Origin of the sequence: Bartonella sp. B10834G3, assembly GCF_016102505.1 — a bacterium.
GTDB classification, from domain to species: domain Bacteria; phylum Pseudomonadota; class Alphaproteobacteria; order Rhizobiales; family Rhizobiaceae; genus Bartonella; species Bartonella choladocola.
This window is the reverse complement of the sequence record NZ_JACFOM010000005.1, coordinates 109,771-128,319: the sequence shown is the minus strand read 5'-3', so window position 1 is coordinate 128,319 and position 18,549 is coordinate 109,771. Positions and strand designations below refer to the sequence as shown.

17 protein-coding genes and 1 riboswitch are annotated in these 18,549 nt (G+C 46.9%); of the genes, 10 read left to right on the top strand and 7 right to left on the bottom strand.

Features of this window, described 5'->3' with window-relative positions; all coding sequences use genetic code 11:
* Positions 1–123 precede the first annotated feature (123 nt).
* A complete protein-coding gene (locus H3S94_RS11580) occupies positions 124–954 on the bottom strand; it encodes a ferredoxin--NADP reductase (RefSeq protein ID WP_077993731.1) in 831 nt (276 codons plus the stop codon).
* Between the two features lie 246 nt (positions 955–1,200).
* On the opposite strand from H3S94_RS11580, the gene H3S94_RS11575 reads away from it, so the two are divergent.
* Together H3S94_RS11575 and H3S94_RS11570 are read left to right on the top strand one after the other, a co-directional pair.
* A complete protein-coding gene (locus H3S94_RS11575; RefSeq protein WP_198241161.1) occupies positions 1,201–2,667 on the top strand; it encodes a phosphomannomutase in 1,467 nt (488 codons plus the stop codon).
* The gene (locus tag H3S94_RS11570) at positions 2,664–2,951 is read left to right on the top strand and encodes a putative quinol monooxygenase (RefSeq protein ID WP_198241160.1); all 288 of its coding nucleotides are present in this window, start codon (positions 2,664–2,666) and stop codon (positions 2,949–2,951) included. The genes H3S94_RS11575 and H3S94_RS11570 overlap by 4 nt, the downstream gene beginning before the upstream one ends.
* Positions 2,952–3,257: 306 nt before the next feature.
* Here H3S94_RS11570 and H3S94_RS11565 read toward each other — a convergent pair whose 3' ends face one another.
* Positions 3,258–4,634 (bottom strand): nucleobase:cation symporter-2 family protein, encoded by a 1,377-nt coding sequence (locus tag H3S94_RS11565; protein WP_198241159.1) that lies wholly within the window; start codon positions 4,632–4,634, stop codon positions 3,258–3,260.
* 322 nt (positions 4,635–4,956) lie between these two features.
* Between H3S94_RS11565 and cueR the strand changes: the two genes are divergently transcribed.
* Entirely contained in the window at positions 4,957–5,358 is a 402-nt protein-coding gene (cueR, locus tag H3S94_RS11560; RefSeq protein ID WP_077994674.1) for a Cu(I)-responsive transcriptional regulator, read from the top strand.
* A 195-nt stretch (positions 5,359–5,553) separates the two neighbouring features.
* Positions 5,554–6,714 carry an alpha-hydroxy acid oxidase gene (locus H3S94_RS11555; protein ID WP_077993738.1) on the top strand — a complete coding sequence of 387 codons (1,161 nt, stop codon included), beginning with the start codon at positions 5,554–5,556 and terminating at the stop codon, positions 6,712–6,714.
* Between the two features lie 323 nt (positions 6,715–7,037).
* Here H3S94_RS11555 and H3S94_RS11550 read toward each other — a convergent pair whose 3' ends face one another.
* Positions 7,038–7,487 carry an Lrp/AsnC family transcriptional regulator gene (locus H3S94_RS11550; RefSeq protein WP_198225900.1) on the bottom strand — a complete coding sequence of 150 codons (450 nt, stop codon included), beginning with the start codon at positions 7,485–7,487 and terminating at the stop codon, positions 7,038–7,040.
* Positions 7,488–7,681: 194 nt separating this feature from the next.
* Between H3S94_RS11550 and alr the strand changes: the two genes are divergently transcribed.
* Together alr and H3S94_RS11540 are read left to right on the top strand one after the other, a co-directional pair.
* The gene (alr, locus tag H3S94_RS11545; RefSeq protein WP_198241164.1) at positions 7,682–8,827 is read left to right on the top strand and encodes an alanine racemase; all 1,146 of its coding nucleotides are present in this window, start codon (positions 7,682–7,684) and stop codon (positions 8,825–8,827) included.
* Positions 8,824–10,080, top strand: a complete 1,257-nt coding sequence (locus tag H3S94_RS11540; protein ID WP_077993741.1) for a D-amino acid dehydrogenase — start codon at positions 8,824–8,826, stop codon at positions 10,078–10,080. Before alr ends, H3S94_RS11540 begins: the two co-directional genes overlap by 4 nt.
* Before the next feature lie 546 nt (positions 10,081–10,626).
* On the opposite strand, the gene gcvP is transcribed toward H3S94_RS11540, so the two are convergent.
* The 4 genes from gcvP to crcB form a co-directional block, all read right to left on the bottom strand.
* Positions 10,627–13,422 (bottom strand): aminomethyl-transferring glycine dehydrogenase, encoded by a 2,796-nt coding sequence (gene gcvP, locus H3S94_RS11535; protein WP_198241158.1) that lies wholly within the window; start codon positions 13,420–13,422, stop codon positions 10,627–10,629.
* Between the two features lie 4 nt (positions 13,423–13,426).
* The gene (gene gcvH / locus H3S94_RS11530; RefSeq protein ID WP_077993745.1) at positions 13,427–13,795 is read right to left on the bottom strand and encodes a glycine cleavage system protein GcvH; all 369 of its coding nucleotides are present in this window, start codon (positions 13,793–13,795) and stop codon (positions 13,427–13,429) included.
* A gap of 5 nt (positions 13,796–13,800) precedes the next feature.
* On the bottom strand, positions 13,801–14,907 hold the full coding sequence (gcvT, locus tag H3S94_RS11525) for a glycine cleavage system aminomethyltransferase GcvT (protein WP_198241157.1): 1,107 nt from the start codon (positions 14,905–14,907) through the stop codon (positions 13,801–13,803).
* A gap of 143 nt (positions 14,908–15,050) precedes the next feature.
* Positions 15,051–15,153, bottom strand: a riboswitch (glycine riboswitch).
* A 171-nt stretch (positions 15,154–15,324) separates the two neighbouring features.
* Positions 15,325–15,708, bottom strand: a complete 384-nt coding sequence (gene crcB / locus H3S94_RS11520) for a fluoride efflux transporter CrcB (RefSeq protein ID WP_198241156.1) — start codon at positions 15,706–15,708, stop codon at positions 15,325–15,327.
* Between the two features lie 170 nt (positions 15,709–15,878).
* On the opposite strand from crcB, the gene H3S94_RS11515 reads away from it, so the two are divergent.
* The 4 genes from H3S94_RS11515 to H3S94_RS11500 all read left to right on the top strand — a co-directional run bounded on the left by H3S94_RS11515 (position 15,879) and on the right by H3S94_RS11500 (position 18,405).
* The gene (locus H3S94_RS11515; protein ID WP_198241155.1) at positions 15,879–16,385 is read left to right on the top strand and encodes a prolyl-tRNA synthetase associated domain-containing protein; all 507 of its coding nucleotides are present in this window, start codon (positions 15,879–15,881) and stop codon (positions 16,383–16,385) included.
* Positions 16,386–16,455: 70 nt separating this feature from the next.
* A complete protein-coding gene (gene trxA / locus H3S94_RS11510; RefSeq protein WP_198241154.1) occupies positions 16,456–17,406 on the top strand; it encodes a thioredoxin in 951 nt (316 codons plus the stop codon).
* Between the two features lie 105 nt (positions 17,407–17,511).
* Positions 17,512–18,177, top strand: coding sequence for an LON peptidase substrate-binding domain-containing protein (locus H3S94_RS11505; RefSeq protein ID WP_198231694.1), 666 nt, complete (start codon positions 17,512–17,514; stop codon positions 18,175–18,177).
* A gap of 36 nt (positions 18,178–18,213) precedes the next feature.
* Complete coding sequence (locus H3S94_RS11500) at positions 18,214–18,405, top strand: Trm112 family protein (protein ID WP_198231695.1); 192 nt, start codon at positions 18,214–18,216, stop codon at positions 18,403–18,405.
* The last annotated feature ends 144 nt before the right edge of the window (positions 18,406–18,549 follow it).

The window sequence follows — 18,549 nt, the reverse complement described above, 5'->3', positions numbered from 1 at the left end:
CCTTGAGCCCTTGAGCCCTTGAGCCCTTGAGCCCTTGAGCCCTTGAGCCCTTGAGCCCTTGAGCCCTTGAGCCCTTGAGCCCTTGAGCCCTTGAGCCTGTCCAAAAACAGTTTTACTCTTTTGTCAATCGACAAAAGCGCGTTCAACCACATAAGTAGCGGGGGCGTTATTTGCGCCTTCGACAAGGCCGAAATCACGACACATAGCAGCACAATCTTTGAGCATTGCCATGGAACCGCAAATCATCGCGCGATCGGTTTCCGGATCAAGTTTTTTCAAACCGGTCCGTTTAAAAAATTCGCCACTGCGCATTGTGTCGGTAATTCGCCCCATATGCTCGGATTGCTCCCGTGTGGTCATCGGATAGAATTTCAACTGATCTGAAAATTCGCCAATGAGAGGATCATTTTTAAGTTCCGCAACAAGTTCGCGCGCATAGTCGAGTTCGGCAACAAGCCGCGTTGTCTGGATCAGAATAACTTCTTCAAATTTTTCATAAGTTTCCGGATCACGAACAAGGCTTGCAAAAGGTGCAACACCTGTTCCAGTCGAAAAGAGATAAAGCCGCTTACCCGGCAAAAGCGCATCCAGCACCAGAGTGCCGGTGGCTTTTTTGCGCATCAGCACCGTGTCGCCCACTTTGATTTTTTGCAAATGTTCGGTCAAAGGGCCATTCGGAACTTTGATGGAGAAAAACTCCAATTGCTCGCTCCAGAACGGGCTTGCAATGGAATAGGCGCGAAAAACTGGCTTTTCGGCATTGGGTAGGCCGATCATCACAAACTCGCCCGAACGAAAACGGAAACTGTCCGGCCGGTTCAGGCGGAAACGGAAAAGCCTATCAGTATAATGTTTGACATCCTGCACAGTTAAAGCAAAAACATTTGCCGGTATCGGAAATGAAGACGGCGTGGCAGTCGCATTCGGGGCTGCATTGTCGACAGGCGTTGTCATCGAAATTCTTCCTTAATAAACTTTAGCAGATAAACTTGACAAATTCAGGCATGATATAATGCCAAACGGTTGATCTGCCAACATCATAAAGCGAAGTTTCTTTATAATAACAAAATTGTTTTCGTCAAATGACAGTTGTAGATAGTCCGTTGTCTATGCAAAATAATTGCTTCAAAGCCGATAGACAAAACAGCTATTGTGACCACATATAGACAATCGGAAGGCCGTTCGGGAACAAACCACATCATGACAGAACAACTCAAATTCGGAACAAGCGGCTTGCGCGGTCTGGTGAGCGATTTAACCGATGATATTATTATGCGCTACACTTGCGGCTTCTTGCGACATTTGGAACAAATTGGCAAGATCAACAAAGATACAAGTGTTGTTGTCGGCCATGATCTGCGTTCATCAAGCCCGCATATCAAAAACGTTGTCATTAAAACAATCGAAGATCAGGGTTTTTCTGTTATCAATGCCGGTGAAGTGCCAACCCCTGCCCTCGCGCTTTATTCACTCAATTCTCGCTCTCCGGCAATTATGGTTACAGGAAGCCACATTCCCGACGACCGCAACGGGCTAAAATTTTACCGCCCCGATGGAGAAATAACCAAGCAGGACGAGCGCGCTATTGTCAGCGAACTTGATAAATCGGCAAAAGATGAAAAAGGCGGACTTTCAGAAAATAATACGCCCTTTCACCTTGCCAAAAACTATCAATCCCCTCCCGTTGTTCCGGATGTTCTTGAACTTTATCGGAAACGCTGCCTTTCCATTTTGCCGAAATCGGCACTTCAGGACATGAAAATCGGTGTCTATCAGCACAGTTCCATTGTGCGCGATTTTCTCGTTGAAGTTTTATCAGCTCTCGGCGCAAAGACAGTTGCAATCGGTCGGGCCGACCATTTTGTTCCGGTCGATACCGAAGCATTACGCGATGTCGACCGCAAGCTTGCTCTTGATGCCGTTCGCCAATACGGGCTTGATGCACTGGTGTCGACCGATGGCGACGCAGACCGGCCGTTAATTGCCGGTTCTGACGGAATATTTTTAAAAGGTGATGTGGTTGGAATGCTCACGGCAAAATATCTTTTTGCCGATGCTGTCGTCACCCCTGTCACCTCCACCTCGGCGGTCGAGACAAGCCATTTTTTCGAGCATGTTTACCGTACATCGGTCGGCTCACCCTATGTTATTGCCGGCATGAAACAGGCGTTAAGCGATGGCTATCATACGATTGTCGGTTTTGAAGCCAATGGCGGAGTTCTTCTGGGAAGCGATATTTCAAGCGAAACCTGCGAATTGAAGAAATTGTCAACACGCGATGCAATGCTCCCCATTCTGGCTTTGTTGGGGTTTGCACAATTGCGCGGCTCCTCCGTTCAGGCACTTTCGAGCGGACTTCCCAAACGTTTTACTGCCAGCAACCGGCTTTCCAACATCAACATGGATAATGCCCGAAAGGCTCTCCATAATCTTGAAGATGCTGCAACACGCGTGCATTTTTTCCATCCGCTCGGAAATATCAAACATTGGGATATGATTGACGGTTTGCGTGTCATCATGGAAAATGGTGATATTGTGCATTTCCGCCTTTCCGGCAATGCGCCGGAATTGCGGTGTTATAGCGAAGCGGCCTCGCAAAAACAGGCCGACAAGCTTCTCGAATGGGGGCTTGAAAATATTGCTCGAACCTTGGAGAAAGCATCATGATAAAGGTTATTGCGCATTTTTATATCAAGCCCGAATTTGTTGAAAAGACTGAAAGTCTATTCAAAGAACTCGTTGAAAAATCCCGTAAAGAAAAAGGCTGCATTTCCTACGAACTGTTTGAAGTTCAAGGCGATACCGGTCACATGGTTTTCATTGAAACCTGGAAAGACAAAAGCGCCCTCGACGCACACAGCAAAACCGAACATTTTGTCCGCATCATCGATGAATTGACAAAGATGAGCTACAAGGATTTTCTCGTTAGTGTCATGACACAGAAGCTTTGACACACAAACTATAGCTTTTTCAAAGACAAAAGCAGCATTTGCAAATCTCGTGCTATGCTGCTTTTCGTTCCTGAGCTTTGATTTATGTTGCTCTTCGACAAGCACAGGGAGTGATTATTTCATGCGTTTATGCCGGTATTGAGCCAATTCTCGTTAGCGGGATGTGGTCAACCGGCAGTCAATTGAAAATGTTTCAACCTTCCATCTCACGGGCTTCCCTCCACATTCAGGCGGAAATTATTGTCGCTTCAAAACTCTTCCGGCTTCAAACCGGCTTTTCACATGCCCGTTTATTGAAAGAAAATTCTATTCGTCGTCGACTTGTTGCTGTTCGGGCAAAAGCAGATTGAGGATGATTGCCGTAATCCCGCCGGCAGCAAGTCCCGATTTCATAATATCGGCGATAAAAGCCGGAAGATGGCTCACAAAAGCCGGTACTTGCGGCACGCCGACACCAACGCTTAAAGCAATTGCAATGATAAGAAGTGCCCGCCGGTCAAGCTTGATTGAGGAAAGGATATTGATTCCGGAGGCGGCAACCGAGCCGAACATGATCATGGCAGCACCCCCTAGAACCGGTTCGGGCATTGCCTGTATGAGGGCGGCAATTTTCGGAAAAAGACCAAGAACAACCAGAATAGCCGCAATCCACAAGCCGACATAGCGGCTTGCAACGCCGGTCAACTGGATAATGCCGTTATTTTGCGCAAAGACCGAACTTGGAAATGTATTGAAGAAACCGGCAAGAAGAGAATTGGCACCATTGACAAGCACACCACCCTTTATTCTCTTCATCCATAATGGCCCCGAAACCGGCTCGCTTGAAATTTTGCTTGTTGCTGTGATGTCACCAACCGCTTCAAGAGAGGTAACAAGATAGATCATGATGAGCGGAATAAACAGTGACCACGAAAATGATAATCCGAAATGGAGCGGCCTTGGCAAAGCAAAAAGTGCGGAATGTTCAAAACCGGAAAAATCGAGCCTGCCCATGAAACCCGCCATGACATAACCGACAGCAAGGGCAAGAATAATGGCACTGGAGCGCACCCAGGTAATCGTCACACGGTTTAAAAGAATAATCAGCGCAAAAACTGTGCATGACAAAGCGAGATTTTGTAAACTGGCAAAACTTCCCTTTTCGCCAAGCGAAGCATAACCGCCCCCCATACTGACAAGCCCCTCTTTAATCAGGGTAAGGCCAATCAATAAAACCACAATGCCGGTGACAAGCGGGGTAATCATGCGGCTGATAAAGGGAAGAATGCGCGAAACCGACATTTCGATAAAAGAACCGGCAATCACCACACCGAAGACGGCCGACATGACCTCGTTTGCCGGAATACCGCTTGCAACCATGGCAGCAGAACCGGCCGAAAGCGGCCCGACAAAATTGAAACTGGTTCCTTGCACAATCAGTAATCCCGCACCGAAGGGGCCGATTTTTTTACATTGTACAAAAGTAGCAACGCCGGAAATGATAAGCGACATGGATAAAACCATGGCTGTATCTTCCGGCGACACACCGGCAGCACTGCAAATAATGAAGCCCGGCGTAATGATCGGCACAATAATTGCCAATAAATGTTGGAGAGCGGCCAGAAACGCGACAGGTGCATGCGGGTGGTCATTCATCTCGAAAACGAGATCACCCGATTTTTTATGCGTTTTATAGGTCTCCATCGGCTTTCTCCATCAGCACAACATGATGCGTGAAAATTGAAGGGAAATTTTCAAGTTAACGTTCTAGTTGAGGATTGATAAAGAAAGGTCAAGTCTATTCGACTGTGCGCGGCATTTATCCACCAGCAAGCAAGGCCATTTCAATATATAATTCTTATAACAATCCCGCGATGATACGAATCTCTCTCAAGATTTGAGCGGGCGCTTCTTGCAAGAACACATCTTGTTGGCTTTAAAACAACAATTATATGCAATAACGCCATTGAACAAAAAACAGAAAACCGGAATTGCGTTTCTATAAAATCCGGATTGGACGAGAAAAATGAATATTGGTGAAGCAGCAAAACAATCGGGTCTTAGTGCAAAAATGATCCGCCATTATGAGGAAACCGGACTTATTTCACCAGCCCATCGGAGCGAAAACGGCTATCGCGTTTATACTGATGACGATATTCAAACCTTGCGCTTCATCCGCCGCTCAAGACTGCTCGGTTTTTCTTCCGAAGATATTCGCGTTCTCCTCGGATTATGGAAAGATCATAGCCGTGCCTCCAGCGAGGTTAAAAAACTCGCCCTTTCGCATATCAAAACTCTACAGGAAAAAATGGATTCTTTACAGGTGATGATTAATACACTCGACCACCTTGTCCATCATTGCCATGGTGATGACAGGCCGGACTGCCCGATTCTTGAGGATCTTGCAGGATCCCGTCATTGTCATTAACCAAAATAGTCGTTATATTTTTAAAAAAACTCACTTTCGGCAAATCCGATCATGCTATTTTCAGCGCGGCAAATCTTGTAAAGCTTAAAAAAATACCATGCTTGTTTGTCACAATTTAGCGATTTGAAAAAAAGCACTTTTTATTGTGCGAGAAGAATACTACACATAAGATAATAAGAATAAACGGGATTTGAAATGCGTAAAATACTTGAGATCAACGATCTTAAAAAACTTGCCAAACGTCGCGTACCCAAGATGTTTTTTGACTATGCCGATTCCGGAGCATGGACAGAAAGCACTTATCGCGCCAATGAAGAAGACTTCAAAAAAATAAAGCTGCGCCAACGTGTTCTGGTCGATATGACCAATCGTTCGCTTGAAAGCGAAATGATCGGCCAGAAAGTTTCTATGCCGGTTGCTTTGTCGCCAACCGGTTTGACAGGAATGCAACACGCCAATGGCGAAATGTTGGCAGCGCAAGCTGCCGAAGAATTCGGCGTGCCATTCACATTGTCGACAATGAGCATTTGCTCGATTGAAGATGTTGCATCGGTAACCAAAAAGCCGTTCTGGTTCCAGCTTTATGTGATGAAAGATCGCGACTTTATCGCCGACCTTATCAATCGTGCAAAAGCGGCCAAATGCGGTGCATTGGTTCTGACGCTCGATTTGCAGATTTTAGGACAACGCCATAAAGATTTGCGCAACAACCTGTCTGCCCCGCCAAAATTCACTTTGAAAAATCTCTGGCAAATGATGACATGCCCGAAATGGTGCATGGACATGTTGCAGACCGATAAAAGAACATTCCGCAATATTGCAGGACACGCCAAAAACGTAACGGATTTGTCTTCGTTGAGTTTGTGGACAGCCTCGCAATTCGACCCGAAGCTTAATTGGAACGATGTCGAATGGATCAAGAAAATCTGGGGTGGCAAGCTCATCCTGAAAGGTATTCTTGATGTTGAAGATGCCAAAATGGCTGTCAAAACCGGTGCCGATGCCATTCTGGTTTCAAACCATGGTGGCCGCCAGCTTGACGGTGCTCCTTCAACCATTTCTGTTTTGCCTGAAATTGTTGATGCTGTCGGAGATATGATAGAAATCCATCTCGATGGTGGTATCCGTTCCGGTCAGGATGTGTTGAAGGCCTTGGCACTGGGAGCTAAAGGCACATTTATCGGTCGTCCGTTCCTCTACGGGCTTGGTGCTTTGGGTAAACCCGGCGTCACCAAAGCCTTGGAAATTATCCGTAACGAGCTTGATATTTCAATGGCACTTTGCGGCAAGAAGAAAATTGCCGACCTCACCCATGATGTTCTTTATGATTTCAGGCCTTCAAAACCAAAACGCTGAAAGAACAACATAATGGACTATTGGATAAGCCGGGCAAAATGTCCGGCTTTTTCAATGCTTTTGCTTTGTTAAAAACAGATGATCTACCGGTGTTGATGACAAGCGGATTTCAAAAGATATAAAACAACTCGCCCATGTTATCGAGCATCTTTTATGACCTTTTGTGCCGGATGTTTGGCCCAAGACCCACAAGGTCAATTCGAGAAAAACGGGCCGGTTTTTGAAAGTTCAAAAAAGGGCTGCGGTGATAAATATCGGTTGTCATCGAACAAACGCCGGTATTTGTCAAAAGCCGATGGACATAAAAAAATGCACAGATTTTCTCACCGCTGCATCAGAACAGAGCGGATGGAAAAGGCCGAATGGATGCGCGCAACACCGGGAAGACGTGATAATATTTCCTTGTGAATGGTTTCATAAGCGGCGGCATTTTCTGCTTCCGCTCGCAACCAATAATCCGCATCCCCCGTCATCAAATAACATTCCTTGATTTCCGGATGGCGGCGCACAGCCGCCTCGAAACGGTTCAAATATTCTTCCGTCTGTTTTTCAAGTGTAATCTGGATAATGGCAATCAGCCGGTCTTCCCCTTCGACACTTCCCAATATGGCGGTAAACCCGCGAATAACACCGCTTTCTTCCAATAATTTTACACGCCTCAAACATGCCGAGGGGGAAAGCCCCACTTCGGCGGCAAGATTGGCATTGCTCATGCGCCCGTCACGGCGCAAAAGGCGGATGATATTACGGTCTATTGCATCAAGGTTTTGCATAATATTTCAATTTGTCGGATTTACGCTCAATATTCAACGACAAATATCTATAATATTTCAAAAATAGATACAACATTCGAATGCTCTTCACATATGATAGACAACTTGAAATGGCAAAAAGCCACGGGAACAAGCTTAAGGGAACCAATACAGGCATCCGGATTGGCAACCGGATTTATCTGGGAAATAATGAAATGGGTGAAATTCAAAACAACAACAAAATTCCGACATTAGCCTATGGGGCAATTCTCACAATCAATCTTGATGCCATTGTCGAAAATTACAACACGATAAAAAAAATGGTTGCTCCGGCACAAAGTGCTGCTGTTGTCAAAGCGGATGCCTATGGCCTTGGTGCAAAACAAATAGCGCCTCTGCTTTATGAAGCAGGATGCCGGTTTTTCTTTGTAGCAGAACTTGTCGAGGCGTTCCGGCTTAAAGATGAGTTGCCGACAGATGCTTCCATTGCTGTTTTGAATGGTATTTTACCGGGAACGGAAAAAATAACGGCAGAGGCCGGAATCATTCCGGTTCTGAATTCATGGGAAGCTATTCTTGACTGGCAAAAATTATGCGCGAGCGAAGCAAAGCGTTTACCCGCAGTCATCCAGATTGACACCGGCATGTGCCGCTTGGGGCTTGATAATAGCGAGCTTTACCGCCTTGTCGCCGACCCGTCGATTTTTAACGACGCGGATATAAAACTGGTTATCAGCCATTTGGCCAAAAGCGACGAGGAAAATAGCCCTGCCAATCCTGCCCAGCTTGAAGCCATGAAGAAGGCACTTGCCAAACTGCCAACTTCAAAAGTTGCCCTTGCTGCTTCGGGCGGGATTTTCTTGAACACCGGTTATCATTTCAACATGGTGCGCCCCGGAATTGCCCTTTACGGTGTTGACCCGCTCGGCAAAAGCCCGACAGTTATCAAACCGGTTGTCAGCCTTGACGCCCATGTTATCCAGACACGCCATGTTCCCTCTGGTTCGGCAATCGGCTATGGTGGAACATTTATAACCGAACGGCCAAGCACAATCACAACGATATCGGTGGGCTATGCCGATGGTTGGTTAAGGGCACTCGGCAATAAAGGTTCGGTTTATTTCAAAGGGGTGCGCGTGCCGATTGTTGGCCGCGTTTCGATGGATTCCATCACACTTGATACAACGCATCTTGGTGAAAATGCACCAAAAGCCGGTGATCTTGTCGAACTGATCGGCAAGCACCAATCGCTTGACGATGTTGCACGCGATGCCGGCACGATACCTTATGAAATTCTAACGTCGCTCGGTCATCGTTACGAGCGCATCTATGTGAAAAACCGCGAGGGAAACAAAAAATGAAAGTGCTTGTTCTGGGAAGTGGTGTCGTTGGTGTAACTTCAGCTTGGTACCTCAATAAAGCAGGCCATGAAGTCACGGTCATTGATCGTGAAGAAGGGCCTGCATTGGAAACAAGCTATGCCAATGCCGGTCAGGTTTCTTTCGGATATACAACCCCATGGGCACAACCGGGGCTGACGCTCAAAGCATTGAAAATGATGCGGCAAGCCAATCCGCCACTTATTATTCATCCCACTTTCAGCCTCGACCAGATGAAGTGGCTCTTTGCAATGTTTATCAATTGCAATGAAAACCGTTACAAGAAAAACAAATCCCTGATGGTGCGCGTATCCGACTATGCCGCCAAATGCCTTCAGGCTTTGCGCGAAGAAACATCTATCCATTATGACGAGCGCATGCAGGGCACAATCCAGCTTTTCCGCGATCCCCACCAGCTTGAAGCGGCCAACAAGGATGTTGAAGTTCTCAAAGCAGATGGCATTGCCTTCAAGATGCTCGATAGTGACGGCTGCGTTGCCGCCGAACCCGGATTGGCACCGTTAAAAGATAAAATCGTTGGTGGATTGCAAACCCCTGAAGATGAAACCGGCGATTGCCAGATGTTTACAACCAAACTTGCAAAACTCGCGGTCGATAAAGGGGTTGAATTTTCCTATAATACAATAATCAATAAACTTCTCGTTGAGGGCGGTAAAATTACCGGCGTGGAAACGTCACGAGGCGTGATGCATGCCGATGCCTATCTTGTTGCAATGGGGTCTTTTACGCCGTTTCTTATTCGCGATCTCGGACTTCATGCGCCAATCTATCCGGTAAAAGGCTATTCCATTACAGTACCGATCACCGACGAGGCGAAAGCACCGGTTTCAACCGTTATTGACGATATTTACAAAGTTGCTGTTACAAGACTGGGTAATCGTATCCGCGTCGGCGGCATGGCAGAAGTTTCAGGCTATGAAATAAAGCTCACCGAACCACGCCTGAAAACTTTGCAAGAAGCTTTGGAAATGATGTTTTCCGGCTCCTATGATAAAGACTTCAAGCCGGAACTATGGTCAGGTTTACGGCCGGTAACGCCTGACAGTGTGCCCATTATCGGCAAAACAAAATATGAAAACCTGTTTATCAATTCCGGACATGGTACTTTGGGTTGGACAATGTCGACCGGAAGCGGCCATTTGATTGCCGATATTATCAGCGGCAACAAGCCCGAAATTGACCCGACAGGACTGGACATCAGCCGGTATCAATAATTTTTCGACCAATTAAAAGACAATTGAAAAGCTTATGCGCTGCAACAGCCTTCTTTTAAAACAAGAAACTGTTGCAGCTTTTCATGTGCACTCTATCCGGTTTGCCTTTTCTAACTCATGAATTGCATTTTGCGGATTATTCGTTTCGTCTTTAGGTGCTTTTCGTTCTTCCGGTTTTCTGTTCCGGCCGGTTGTCCGGTTTTTTAGTTCCTGACCGTCCGTTTGATTTTTGTTCGGCTTGCTTACTCTTTTTAGTGCTCGACCTGTCCGTTATTTTAGTGCTCGACCTGCCCGTAATCTTTTCAAAGTTTACTCTTCGTCGCTTCCGGAATGTCCGGAAATTTTATGGAAAATAAACAGACACAGCCAAGGCGAAAAGCGCGCTCTTTTCATCTTTCCGTTTTGGCCATTTCACCAATAGTTCTTCATCATTGCAGCAGCGCCGAAGATGGCGCCCCAAAACCAAAAAGAATAAAAATCCGAATAAAAAACCGAATAGAACCAAATAAAAAACCAAATAAAAAACCGGCCGAAGCCGGTTTTTTTTTAACGATAATTGGAAAGCGGTGGACAGGAACAAATAAGATGCCTGTCACCGGCGACATTATCAATGCGTGAAACCGGCGGCCAATATTTATCTGCCGGATCCTGAGCAGGGTCAGGAAGTGCCGCAATTTTGCGCGAATAGGCATGTGACCAATTGTCATCAATGGTATCGGCCAGAACATGCGGGGCATTGACGAGCGGATTATCATCCTTCGGCCAGACACCCTCACCCACCTTTTTGGCTTCTTCGGAAATGGCAAGAAGGGCGTTGCACAGCCTGTCAATTTCCGATTTCGGTTCGGATTCTGTGGGTTCGATCATCAATGTTCCGGGAACCGGAAACGACATCGTCGGAGCATGGAAGCCATAATCAATCAGACGTTTGGCCACATCGTCGACAGTGATGCCGTAATTATCCTTGAGGACACGCGTATCGACAATACATTCATGCGCAACACGCCCTCTTTTTCCTTTATAAAGAATCGGATAGGCCGCAGAAAGCTGTTCCGCAATGTAGTTTGCATTCAAAATTGCATTTTCGGTGGCAAGTTTCAGCCCTTCGGCGCCCATCATACGGATATACATCCATGTGATTGTGAGAATTGAAGCGCTGCCGAAAGGTGCTGCTGAAACAGCATGGCTTGTCGAAAACAGTGCGTGACCGGGAACGAAAGGTTCAAGATGTTTTGAAACGCCGATCGGCCCGACACCCGGACCACCGCCGCCATGAGGAATAGCAAAAGTTTTATGCAAATTCATGTGGCAGACATCCGCGCCGACATCAGCCGGACGGGCGAGAGCAACCAGCGCATTGAGATTTGCGCCATCAAAATAGACTTGCCCGCCATTTTCATGAATAATCTTGCAAATCTCTTTGATACTTTCTTCATAGACCCCGTGGGTTGACGGATAGGTAATCATCAAAGCAGCAAGATTGTCTTTGTGTTCGACTGCTTTTTTGCGCAAGTCTTCGACATCAACATCTCCATCACCCAGACAATCGACCACAACCACTTCCATACCGGCCATATGCGCCGAAGCCGGATTTGTGCCATGGGCAGAAGCCGGAATGAGACAGATATTGCGATTATGTTCGCCATTTTTGTCGTGATAGCGGCGAATAGCAAGAAGACCGGTATATTCACCTTGTGCGCCGGAATTGGGCTGGAATGAAATGGCGCTGAAGCCGGTAATTTCACACAACCATTTTTCAAGTTCGGAAATAAGCTGCTGATAGCCGCGACTATCGGCCTTCGGAGCAAAGGGGTGAAGATTTGCAACCTTCGGCCAGCTTAAAGGCATCATCTCGGCAGCAGCATTCAATTTCATGGTGCAGGAACCGAGCGGAATCATGGCGCGGTCAAGTGCCAGATCTTTATCGGCAAGGCGGCGCAAAAAGCGCATCATTTCGGTTTCCGATTGCACAGCATGGAAAAACGGCTGGCTTAAAAAAGAACCATCGCGTTTTTTGCCCAAGAGTTTCGACGGGGCTTTATCACTGAGCGTTGCACCGAAAAGCTTGGCAAGTGCTTTTGCATCTTCTTCATCCGAAAGTTCATCAAAATTGATCGAAACCGTATCCTTGTCGATAACGCGTATGAGGCGGCCATCACTTTCCGCTTTTTGTTGCAGTTCATCCGCTTTACCGGCAACATTGACGGTTACACAATCGAAATAATGCTCACCGGCAAGAGCAAAGCCCGCATCTTTGACACTGTCGCCGAACCGGCTTGCAAGATCATGAACGCGGTTGGCAATCGCCTGCAAACCTTCCGGACCATGCCAGACAGCAAAAGCTGTTGCCATATTGGCAAGGAGTGCCTGAGCAGTACAAATATTCGACGTTGCTTTGTCGCGGCGGATATGCTGTTCACGTGTCTGCAATGCAAGACGGTAGGCAACCCGCCCTTTGGTATCAATCGACTGCCCGACAATGCGTCCGGGAATCATACGTGTCAGGGCTTCGGATACCGCCAGATAACCGGCATGTGGACCACCAAATCCCATTGGCACGCCGAAACGCTGCATCGAGCCGACAACCATATCGGCTCCCCAAAGGGCAGGCGCTTCCATAATTGTCAAAGCCAGAGGATCCGCCACAACAATAACCAATGCACCTTTGGCTTTGGCTTTCTTGATAACATCGCTATGATCGACAAAACGTCCCTTTGTGTCGGGCCATGGCAAAACGATTGCTGCCGTCTTGTCGGTGATCTCGCTCTCTAACCCGATCTCGTAACCTTGCGTTTCTGCCCTTGTTTGAGCCACCGCCAAAGTTTGTGGGTGAAGTTCGCCAAAGACAGAAATGGCCGTTTTTTTATTGCGCGAAAAGCGCACCGCAACGGCGTTTGCTTCGGCAAGTGATGTTGCTTCATCAAGAAGCGAGGCCGCCGCAATCGGCAAACCCGTCAATTCGCAGACAAGAGTCTGGAAATTGAACAACATTTCAAGCCGCCCCTGACTGATTTCTGCCTGATAGGGAGTGTAGGCGGTATACCAGGCCGGATTTTCAAAAAGATTGCGTAAAATGACAGAGGGAACAAAAGTGCCATAATAGCCCTGTCCGATAAAGCTTTTATGGAGACGGTTCTGTTCCATCATGTTGTGAAGCTCGTGAAGAGCTGCCCCTTCACTTACAGCTTTTGGCAATTGAAGCGGGCGATGAAGACGGATTGCGTTCGGCACTGCCTGCTCGACCAATTCCTCAAGAGAACCAAGCCCCAATTTATGCAGCATTGCCTTTGCCTCTTCGGGCCGCGGCCCGATATGGCGTGATGAAAATGGAAGTTCCTGCATTTTATTATCCAATCATTGCGATATAACCGGCTTCATCCATCAGGCTGTCAAGCTGGCTTGCGTCGGAGATTTTCATCTTCCACAACCAGCCCTCTTTTTCCGCCTTCTGGTTAACGAGTGCCGGATCATCGCTCAAAGCGTCATTGACTTCACTGATCGTACCATCAACCGGTGAAAAAACATCGGAAGCAGCCTTGACCGATTCGACAACGGCAACAGAATCGCCCTTTTTGACGGTGCTGCCGACTTCCGGCAATTCAACGAAAACAAGGTCGCCAAGCTGCTCCTGGGCATGGTTTGTGATGCCGACCGTTGCAAGATCACCATCAAGACTGATCCATTCATGATCTTCGGTGAAATACAGTTTAACCATGTGTTTTATCCTTTAAAATAACGATGTTCGACAAAGGGAAGTGAGTGGACAACAAGCGGTATTTTCTTACCGCGAACTTCTGTCTCAAGCTTGGTTCCGGCTTTTGCAAGGTCGATTGCAACATAACCCATTGCAACCGGCCCGTTGAATGATGGACCAAAACCACCTGATGTAACGTGACCGACAAGTTTGCCTGTCTCGTCAAAAATTTCTGCACCGGCTCGCACCGGCTGGCGTGTTTCCGGCATCAAACCGACGCGGCGGCGTGTTGCGCCATTTTTCAATGCTTCAAGAAAAGCCTTGGCACCGAAAAACTCGCCCTTTTCACGCACCGGTTTGGTGACAGCCCAGGTAATTGCCGCTTCAACCGGATTGGTTTTTGCAGTGATGTCGTTGCCATGGAGGCACAAACCCGCTTCCAGTCGCAAACTGTCACGTGCGGCAAGGCCTATCCATGTCACGCGCGGGTCGCTCAACAGTTTTTCGGCAAGTGCTTGAGCTTCATCAACCGGCAGGCCGATTTCAAATCCATCTTCACCGGTATAGCCCGAACGTGTCATAAACCAGTTTTTCTTTGGTTCAAAACCATGCATGAATTGAAGTTCGTTACCGGGTAAACCGGCTTTTTTAATGACATCGGCAGCCTCCGGCCCCTGTAACGCCAGAAACACGCGTTCAAGCGGTTCGATTTTGCAGTCAAACCCAAGCGAACGTTTTTGAAGTTCGGCAATATCGGCTTTGGCGTTACCGGCATTGGCAACAACCATAAAACGTTTCTCGCCAAGGCGGGTGACAATGAGATCGTCAAGGATGCCCGCCTCTTCATTCAAAAGATAGTTATAACGTGACTGGCCGATTTGCAGTGCTCCAGCGTCAAGCGGCAGGGCTTTTGACAAAAAGTCGGCAGCACCATTGCCTTCAACCAGTATCAGTTTCATATGAGAAATATCGAACAGACCCGCATGGGCACGCGTATGCAAATGCTCTTTCATAACACCGAGCGGGTAAGTGAGCGGCATGTTCCATCCGGCAAAATTACCGAATTTGGCTCCTGCTTTTTCATGCATATGAAAAAGCGGTAAAGTTTTCAGGTCTTCTTGAGAGTTGCCCATAAATTGCTCCGAGGTTGCGCCAATAGACACACAATGTATCCATTTCACACCCCTCTGTCTTGAGCCTGAGAGACTTGTGGAAAGCTCTCCCCCTCCACTTACACCTTCGGCGCGGGACAAACCCGACTTTCCAGAGCTGTCTTGATCTTTTTACGGTTCCTTGTGCCTGAGAGATTACGGGCTGTTTTCCCCTTCGGCGGTCAAAACACGGTTGACTGTATTTTTACACTCTCCCGCAAAAAGATGGGAAAGGTCAAATTTACCCCTCCCTGACATAAGACCGGTTCTAGCCGATCTTCAAAGTGAAGTCATCCTTAAAAAATCGTTTCCCCCGACTATGTCGGGATATTTAGCCCATATGTTCCTGACAATTAATTGTGATAATCACGATGAAGTCGTTTTGTTTTTTGAAATTTTCTAATGGTTGATCTTGCTGCCAAGATAAAATCCCAAAGCTGTCGCGAAAAGACAAAAGGCGACAGAAACAATAATATTGAGAAAGGCTTCACCGACTGCACCTTTTTTCAAAAGCTCGAAGCTTTGCAAGCTGAAGGAAGAAAAGGTCGTAAAGCCGCCGCAAATCCCCACCATGACAAAAAGCCGGATGGTCTCGCCCATCGGCCATTTTGCCTGAGACATTGTGATAACGCCAAAAAAAGCGATCACAAAAGAACCGACAATATTGATAAGAATTGTTCCCCATGGCAGATTTTTACTGACCGGAACCATGAGGAGCGATAACCAGTAACGTAAAACCGTGCCCAGTGCGCCGCCAAAAGCCACCCATAATGTTGCACTCATCAGACAATCTCCTTAAAGGAAGGAAAACTATTTCAACCCGGGCATCAACTAAAACGCCGACATAAAAATTAAATGCCATAAGATAATATGACGACATAAAACAGAATGCCGCCATAAAGCAAAGTGCCGAAAAGAACAAAGTACCGAAAGAAACAACGTAAGGACTAAAAATGCCAGCAGGAAAACAGGAATTATTGGATTTTCTAGAAACACTTGGCATTCATGTCAAAACAACAACCCATCCGGCGATCTTTACAGTCAAAGAAGGGGAAGACATTAAAAAAACTATCGCCGGCGCCCATACCAAGAATCTGTTTCTGAAAGACAAGAAGGGGCATTATTTTCTGGTGACACTCGGTGCCCATTCGGTTGTCGACCTTAAACATCTTCATGATAAAATCGGTGCATCGGGGCGCCTTTCCTTTGGCAGCCCTGAAAAACTTTCCGAATATCTCGGTCTTTATCCGGGTGCTGTCAGCGTTTTCGGTCTGATAAATGATAAAGACAATCATGTAACATTCATTCTTGATAAGGCGCTTTACAATCACCCTATTATCAATTGCCACCCGATGACCAATGAGGCTACAACCTCTATTGCGCGAGAAGATCTCGTAAAATTTGTTCGCGCCACAAATCATGAACCGCTTATTATTCAGGTTTCAGAGGAAGAGGGTTGAAATTCGTATCCAAAGGCACGATTTTGAGAATAGAAACGAATAGATATTTCGTAAGAAGCAGGACTTGATAATGAGTGACAATCCTTTTGCGCCACAAGGCGGGCAAATGAATGCAAATGTAAATCTGGCCAATCAAACAGGCGGGGCAGATAATTCTGTCATCAAGGATACAACAACGGCCGATTTTTCAAAGGATGTCCTTGTCGAATCAAAAAAACAACCTGTTATCGTCGATTTTTGGGCAACATGGTGCAACCCGTGCAAGCAATTGGGGCCTGTTCTCGAAAAAGTTGTCAGGGAAGCAAAAGGCGCTGTCAAACTCGTCAAACTCGACATTGATAAACATCCGGCCATTCCCGGACAGATGGGAATCCGTTCCGTACCTGCCGTCATTGCGTTTGTTGATGGCCACCCTGTTGACGGTTTTATGGGGGCAGTACCGGAAAGCGAAGTCAAGAAATTTGTTGCAAAACTCACCGGTAACGAAAAAGAAGCGGCGATCGACGAGGCTTTGGAGACAGCCAATGAATTGCGCAAAAGTGGCGATGTGACAGGCGCTGCCACTTTTTATGCGCAAATTCTGAAACAGGCACCTGATAATGTCACCGTTATTGCCGCTTTTGCCGATATGCTTGTCGAACATGGTGAACTCGATCAGGCAAAAGGCATTCTCAAAGCAGTGCCGGATGCCAAAAAGTCGGACCCTGCCATTCGTGCTGTCGAAGCGAAAATTGCCCTTAAAGAAGAAACCGCCAAATTGGGCGACCCGACAGCATTGAAAAAACGCATTGCCGAAAATCCGAAAGATTATCAGGCGGCCTATGATCTTGCTCTTGTTTATAATGCTGAAAACAAGCGGGATGAAGCGGCCGATTTGCTGCTTGGCATCATGAAAGCGGACAGGACGTGGAATGATGACGGCGCAAGAAAGCAATTATTGCAGTTTTTTGAAGCCTGGGGCGCAATGGATCCGTCAACATTGACCGCGCGTAGAAAACTGTCATCATTATTGTTTTCTTGATGATGTGCTTTTATGCTCCCCTCAACATTTCACCATCATCGGGACAATAAAAATACGTCTCTTCAAGATTTTGTAACCTGTTATGGCTCTGGACGATAAAAAACAATGAAAGCTGGAAATGCCCACTATATTCAGGTGAAAGACCTGCCCGACGAAATCGGTCTGTTTCCGCTCGAAGGGGTTCTGCTTTTGCCGAACGGTTATTTGCCGCTTAATGTTTTCGAGCCGCGTTATCTGGAACTTGTTGAAGACGCGATGAAAGGAAACCGGTTGATCGGCATTATCCAGCCGGAGCCGGAATCAAATAATACCGAAAAGCCGGAGCTTTATAAAACCGGCTGCATCGGGCGCATCACAAGTTTTGCCGAAACCGGAGATGGCCGGTTGATGATCGGCTTGCAGGGGGTATGTCGTTTCAAACTCGAAAAAGAAATTGCAAGTGACAAACCTTACCGGATTGCAAAAATTACGATTGATGAAAGTGACCTTGTCGAACAACCGGATGCAGGCGATAAAATCAATCGCGAAGAGCTTCTTGATACTTTTGAAAAATTTCTCGACGCTCATGAAATGGAAGCCGATTGGGATTCGATCATGCAGGCACCGACAGAATCACTCGTCAATGCGCTTTCTATCATGGCGCCTTTCGGTGCTGCCGAAAAGCAGGCACTTCTTGAAGCACCCGATATTGTTGCCCGTGCTGCAACCCTCGTTGCTTTGACAGAACGCTCGCTTATGGAACATAGTGGTGATGATAAACCGCTCAATTGAACGCTGTCCGCGGTTCAAACGCTTGGATATGATCTGATGGTCAAATATGCAACCGACCCGAAAATGCTTGAACTCCTCATATGCCCTGTAACAGGGGGTGAGCTTCACTATGACAAAGAACGGCAGGAACTCGTTTCCAAAAAAGCACGACTGGCTTTTCCCATTCGTGACGGTATACCGATTATGCTCGCCTCGGAGGCGCGCCCATTGGAAGAAAACGAAATATAATTTTTCCAAAACCTTGTTTCGCTTTCAAAAGACCATGCTATAACATCAAATGCGATCACATTATTCCAATCAGGGCGGGTGATCCTTTATATTATTATGTGCAAAGGTTTGGATCTTTCGTGTCCAACCGTTTCGACTATTTGA

What these genes read in the sequence shown, in the direction of transcription:
- H3S94_RS11580 (WP_077993731.1), bottom strand. Translation starts at nt 954, where the DNA reads ATGACAACGCCTGTCGACAATGCAGCCCCGAATGCGACTGCCACGCCG.
- H3S94_RS11575 (WP_198241161.1), top strand. Translation starts at nt 1,201, where the DNA reads ATGACAGAACAACTCAAATTCGGAACAAGCGGCTTGCGCGGTCTGGTG.
- H3S94_RS11570 (WP_198241160.1), top strand. Translation starts at nt 2,664, where the DNA reads ATGATAAAGGTTATTGCGCATTTTTATATCAAGCCCGAATTTGTTGAA.
- H3S94_RS11565 (WP_198241159.1), bottom strand. Translation starts at nt 4,634, where the DNA reads ATGGAGACCTATAAAACGCATAAAAAATCGGGTGATCTCGTTTTCGAG.
- cueR (WP_077994674.1), top strand. Translation starts at nt 4,957, where the DNA reads ATGAATATTGGTGAAGCAGCAAAACAATCGGGTCTTAGTGCAAAAATG.
- H3S94_RS11555 (WP_077993738.1), top strand. Translation starts at nt 5,554, where the DNA reads ATGCGTAAAATACTTGAGATCAACGATCTTAAAAAACTTGCCAAACGT.
- H3S94_RS11550 (WP_198225900.1), bottom strand. Translation starts at nt 7,487, where the DNA reads ATGCAAAACCTTGATGCAATAGACCGTAATATCATCCGCCTTTTGCGC.
- alr (WP_198241164.1), top strand. Translation starts at nt 7,682, where the DNA reads ATGGGTGAAATTCAAAACAACAACAAAATTCCGACATTAGCCTATGGG.
- H3S94_RS11540 (WP_077993741.1), top strand. Translation starts at nt 8,824, where the DNA reads ATGAAAGTGCTTGTTCTGGGAAGTGGTGTCGTTGGTGTAACTTCAGCT.
- gcvP (WP_198241158.1), bottom strand. Translation starts at nt 13,422, where the DNA reads ATGCAGGAACTTCCATTTTCATCACGCCATATCGGGCCGCGGCCCGAA.
- gcvH (WP_077993745.1), bottom strand. Translation starts at nt 13,795, where the DNA reads ATGGTTAAACTGTATTTCACCGAAGATCATGAATGGATCAGTCTTGAT.
- gcvT (WP_198241157.1), bottom strand. Translation starts at nt 14,907, where the DNA reads ATGGGCAACTCTCAAGAAGACCTGAAAACTTTACCGCTTTTTCATATG.
- crcB (WP_198241156.1), bottom strand. Translation starts at nt 15,708, where the DNA reads ATGAGTGCAACATTATGGGTGGCTTTTGGCGGCGCACTGGGCACGGTT.
- H3S94_RS11515 (WP_198241155.1), top strand. Translation starts at nt 15,879, where the DNA reads ATGCCAGCAGGAAAACAGGAATTATTGGATTTTCTAGAAACACTTGGC.
- trxA (WP_198241154.1), top strand. Translation starts at nt 16,456, where the DNA reads ATGAGTGACAATCCTTTTGCGCCACAAGGCGGGCAAATGAATGCAAAT.
- H3S94_RS11505 (WP_198231694.1), top strand. Translation starts at nt 17,512, where the DNA reads ATGAAAGCTGGAAATGCCCACTATATTCAGGTGAAAGACCTGCCCGAC.
- H3S94_RS11500 (WP_198231695.1), top strand. Translation starts at nt 18,214, where the DNA reads ATGGTCAAATATGCAACCGACCCGAAAATGCTTGAACTCCTCATATGC.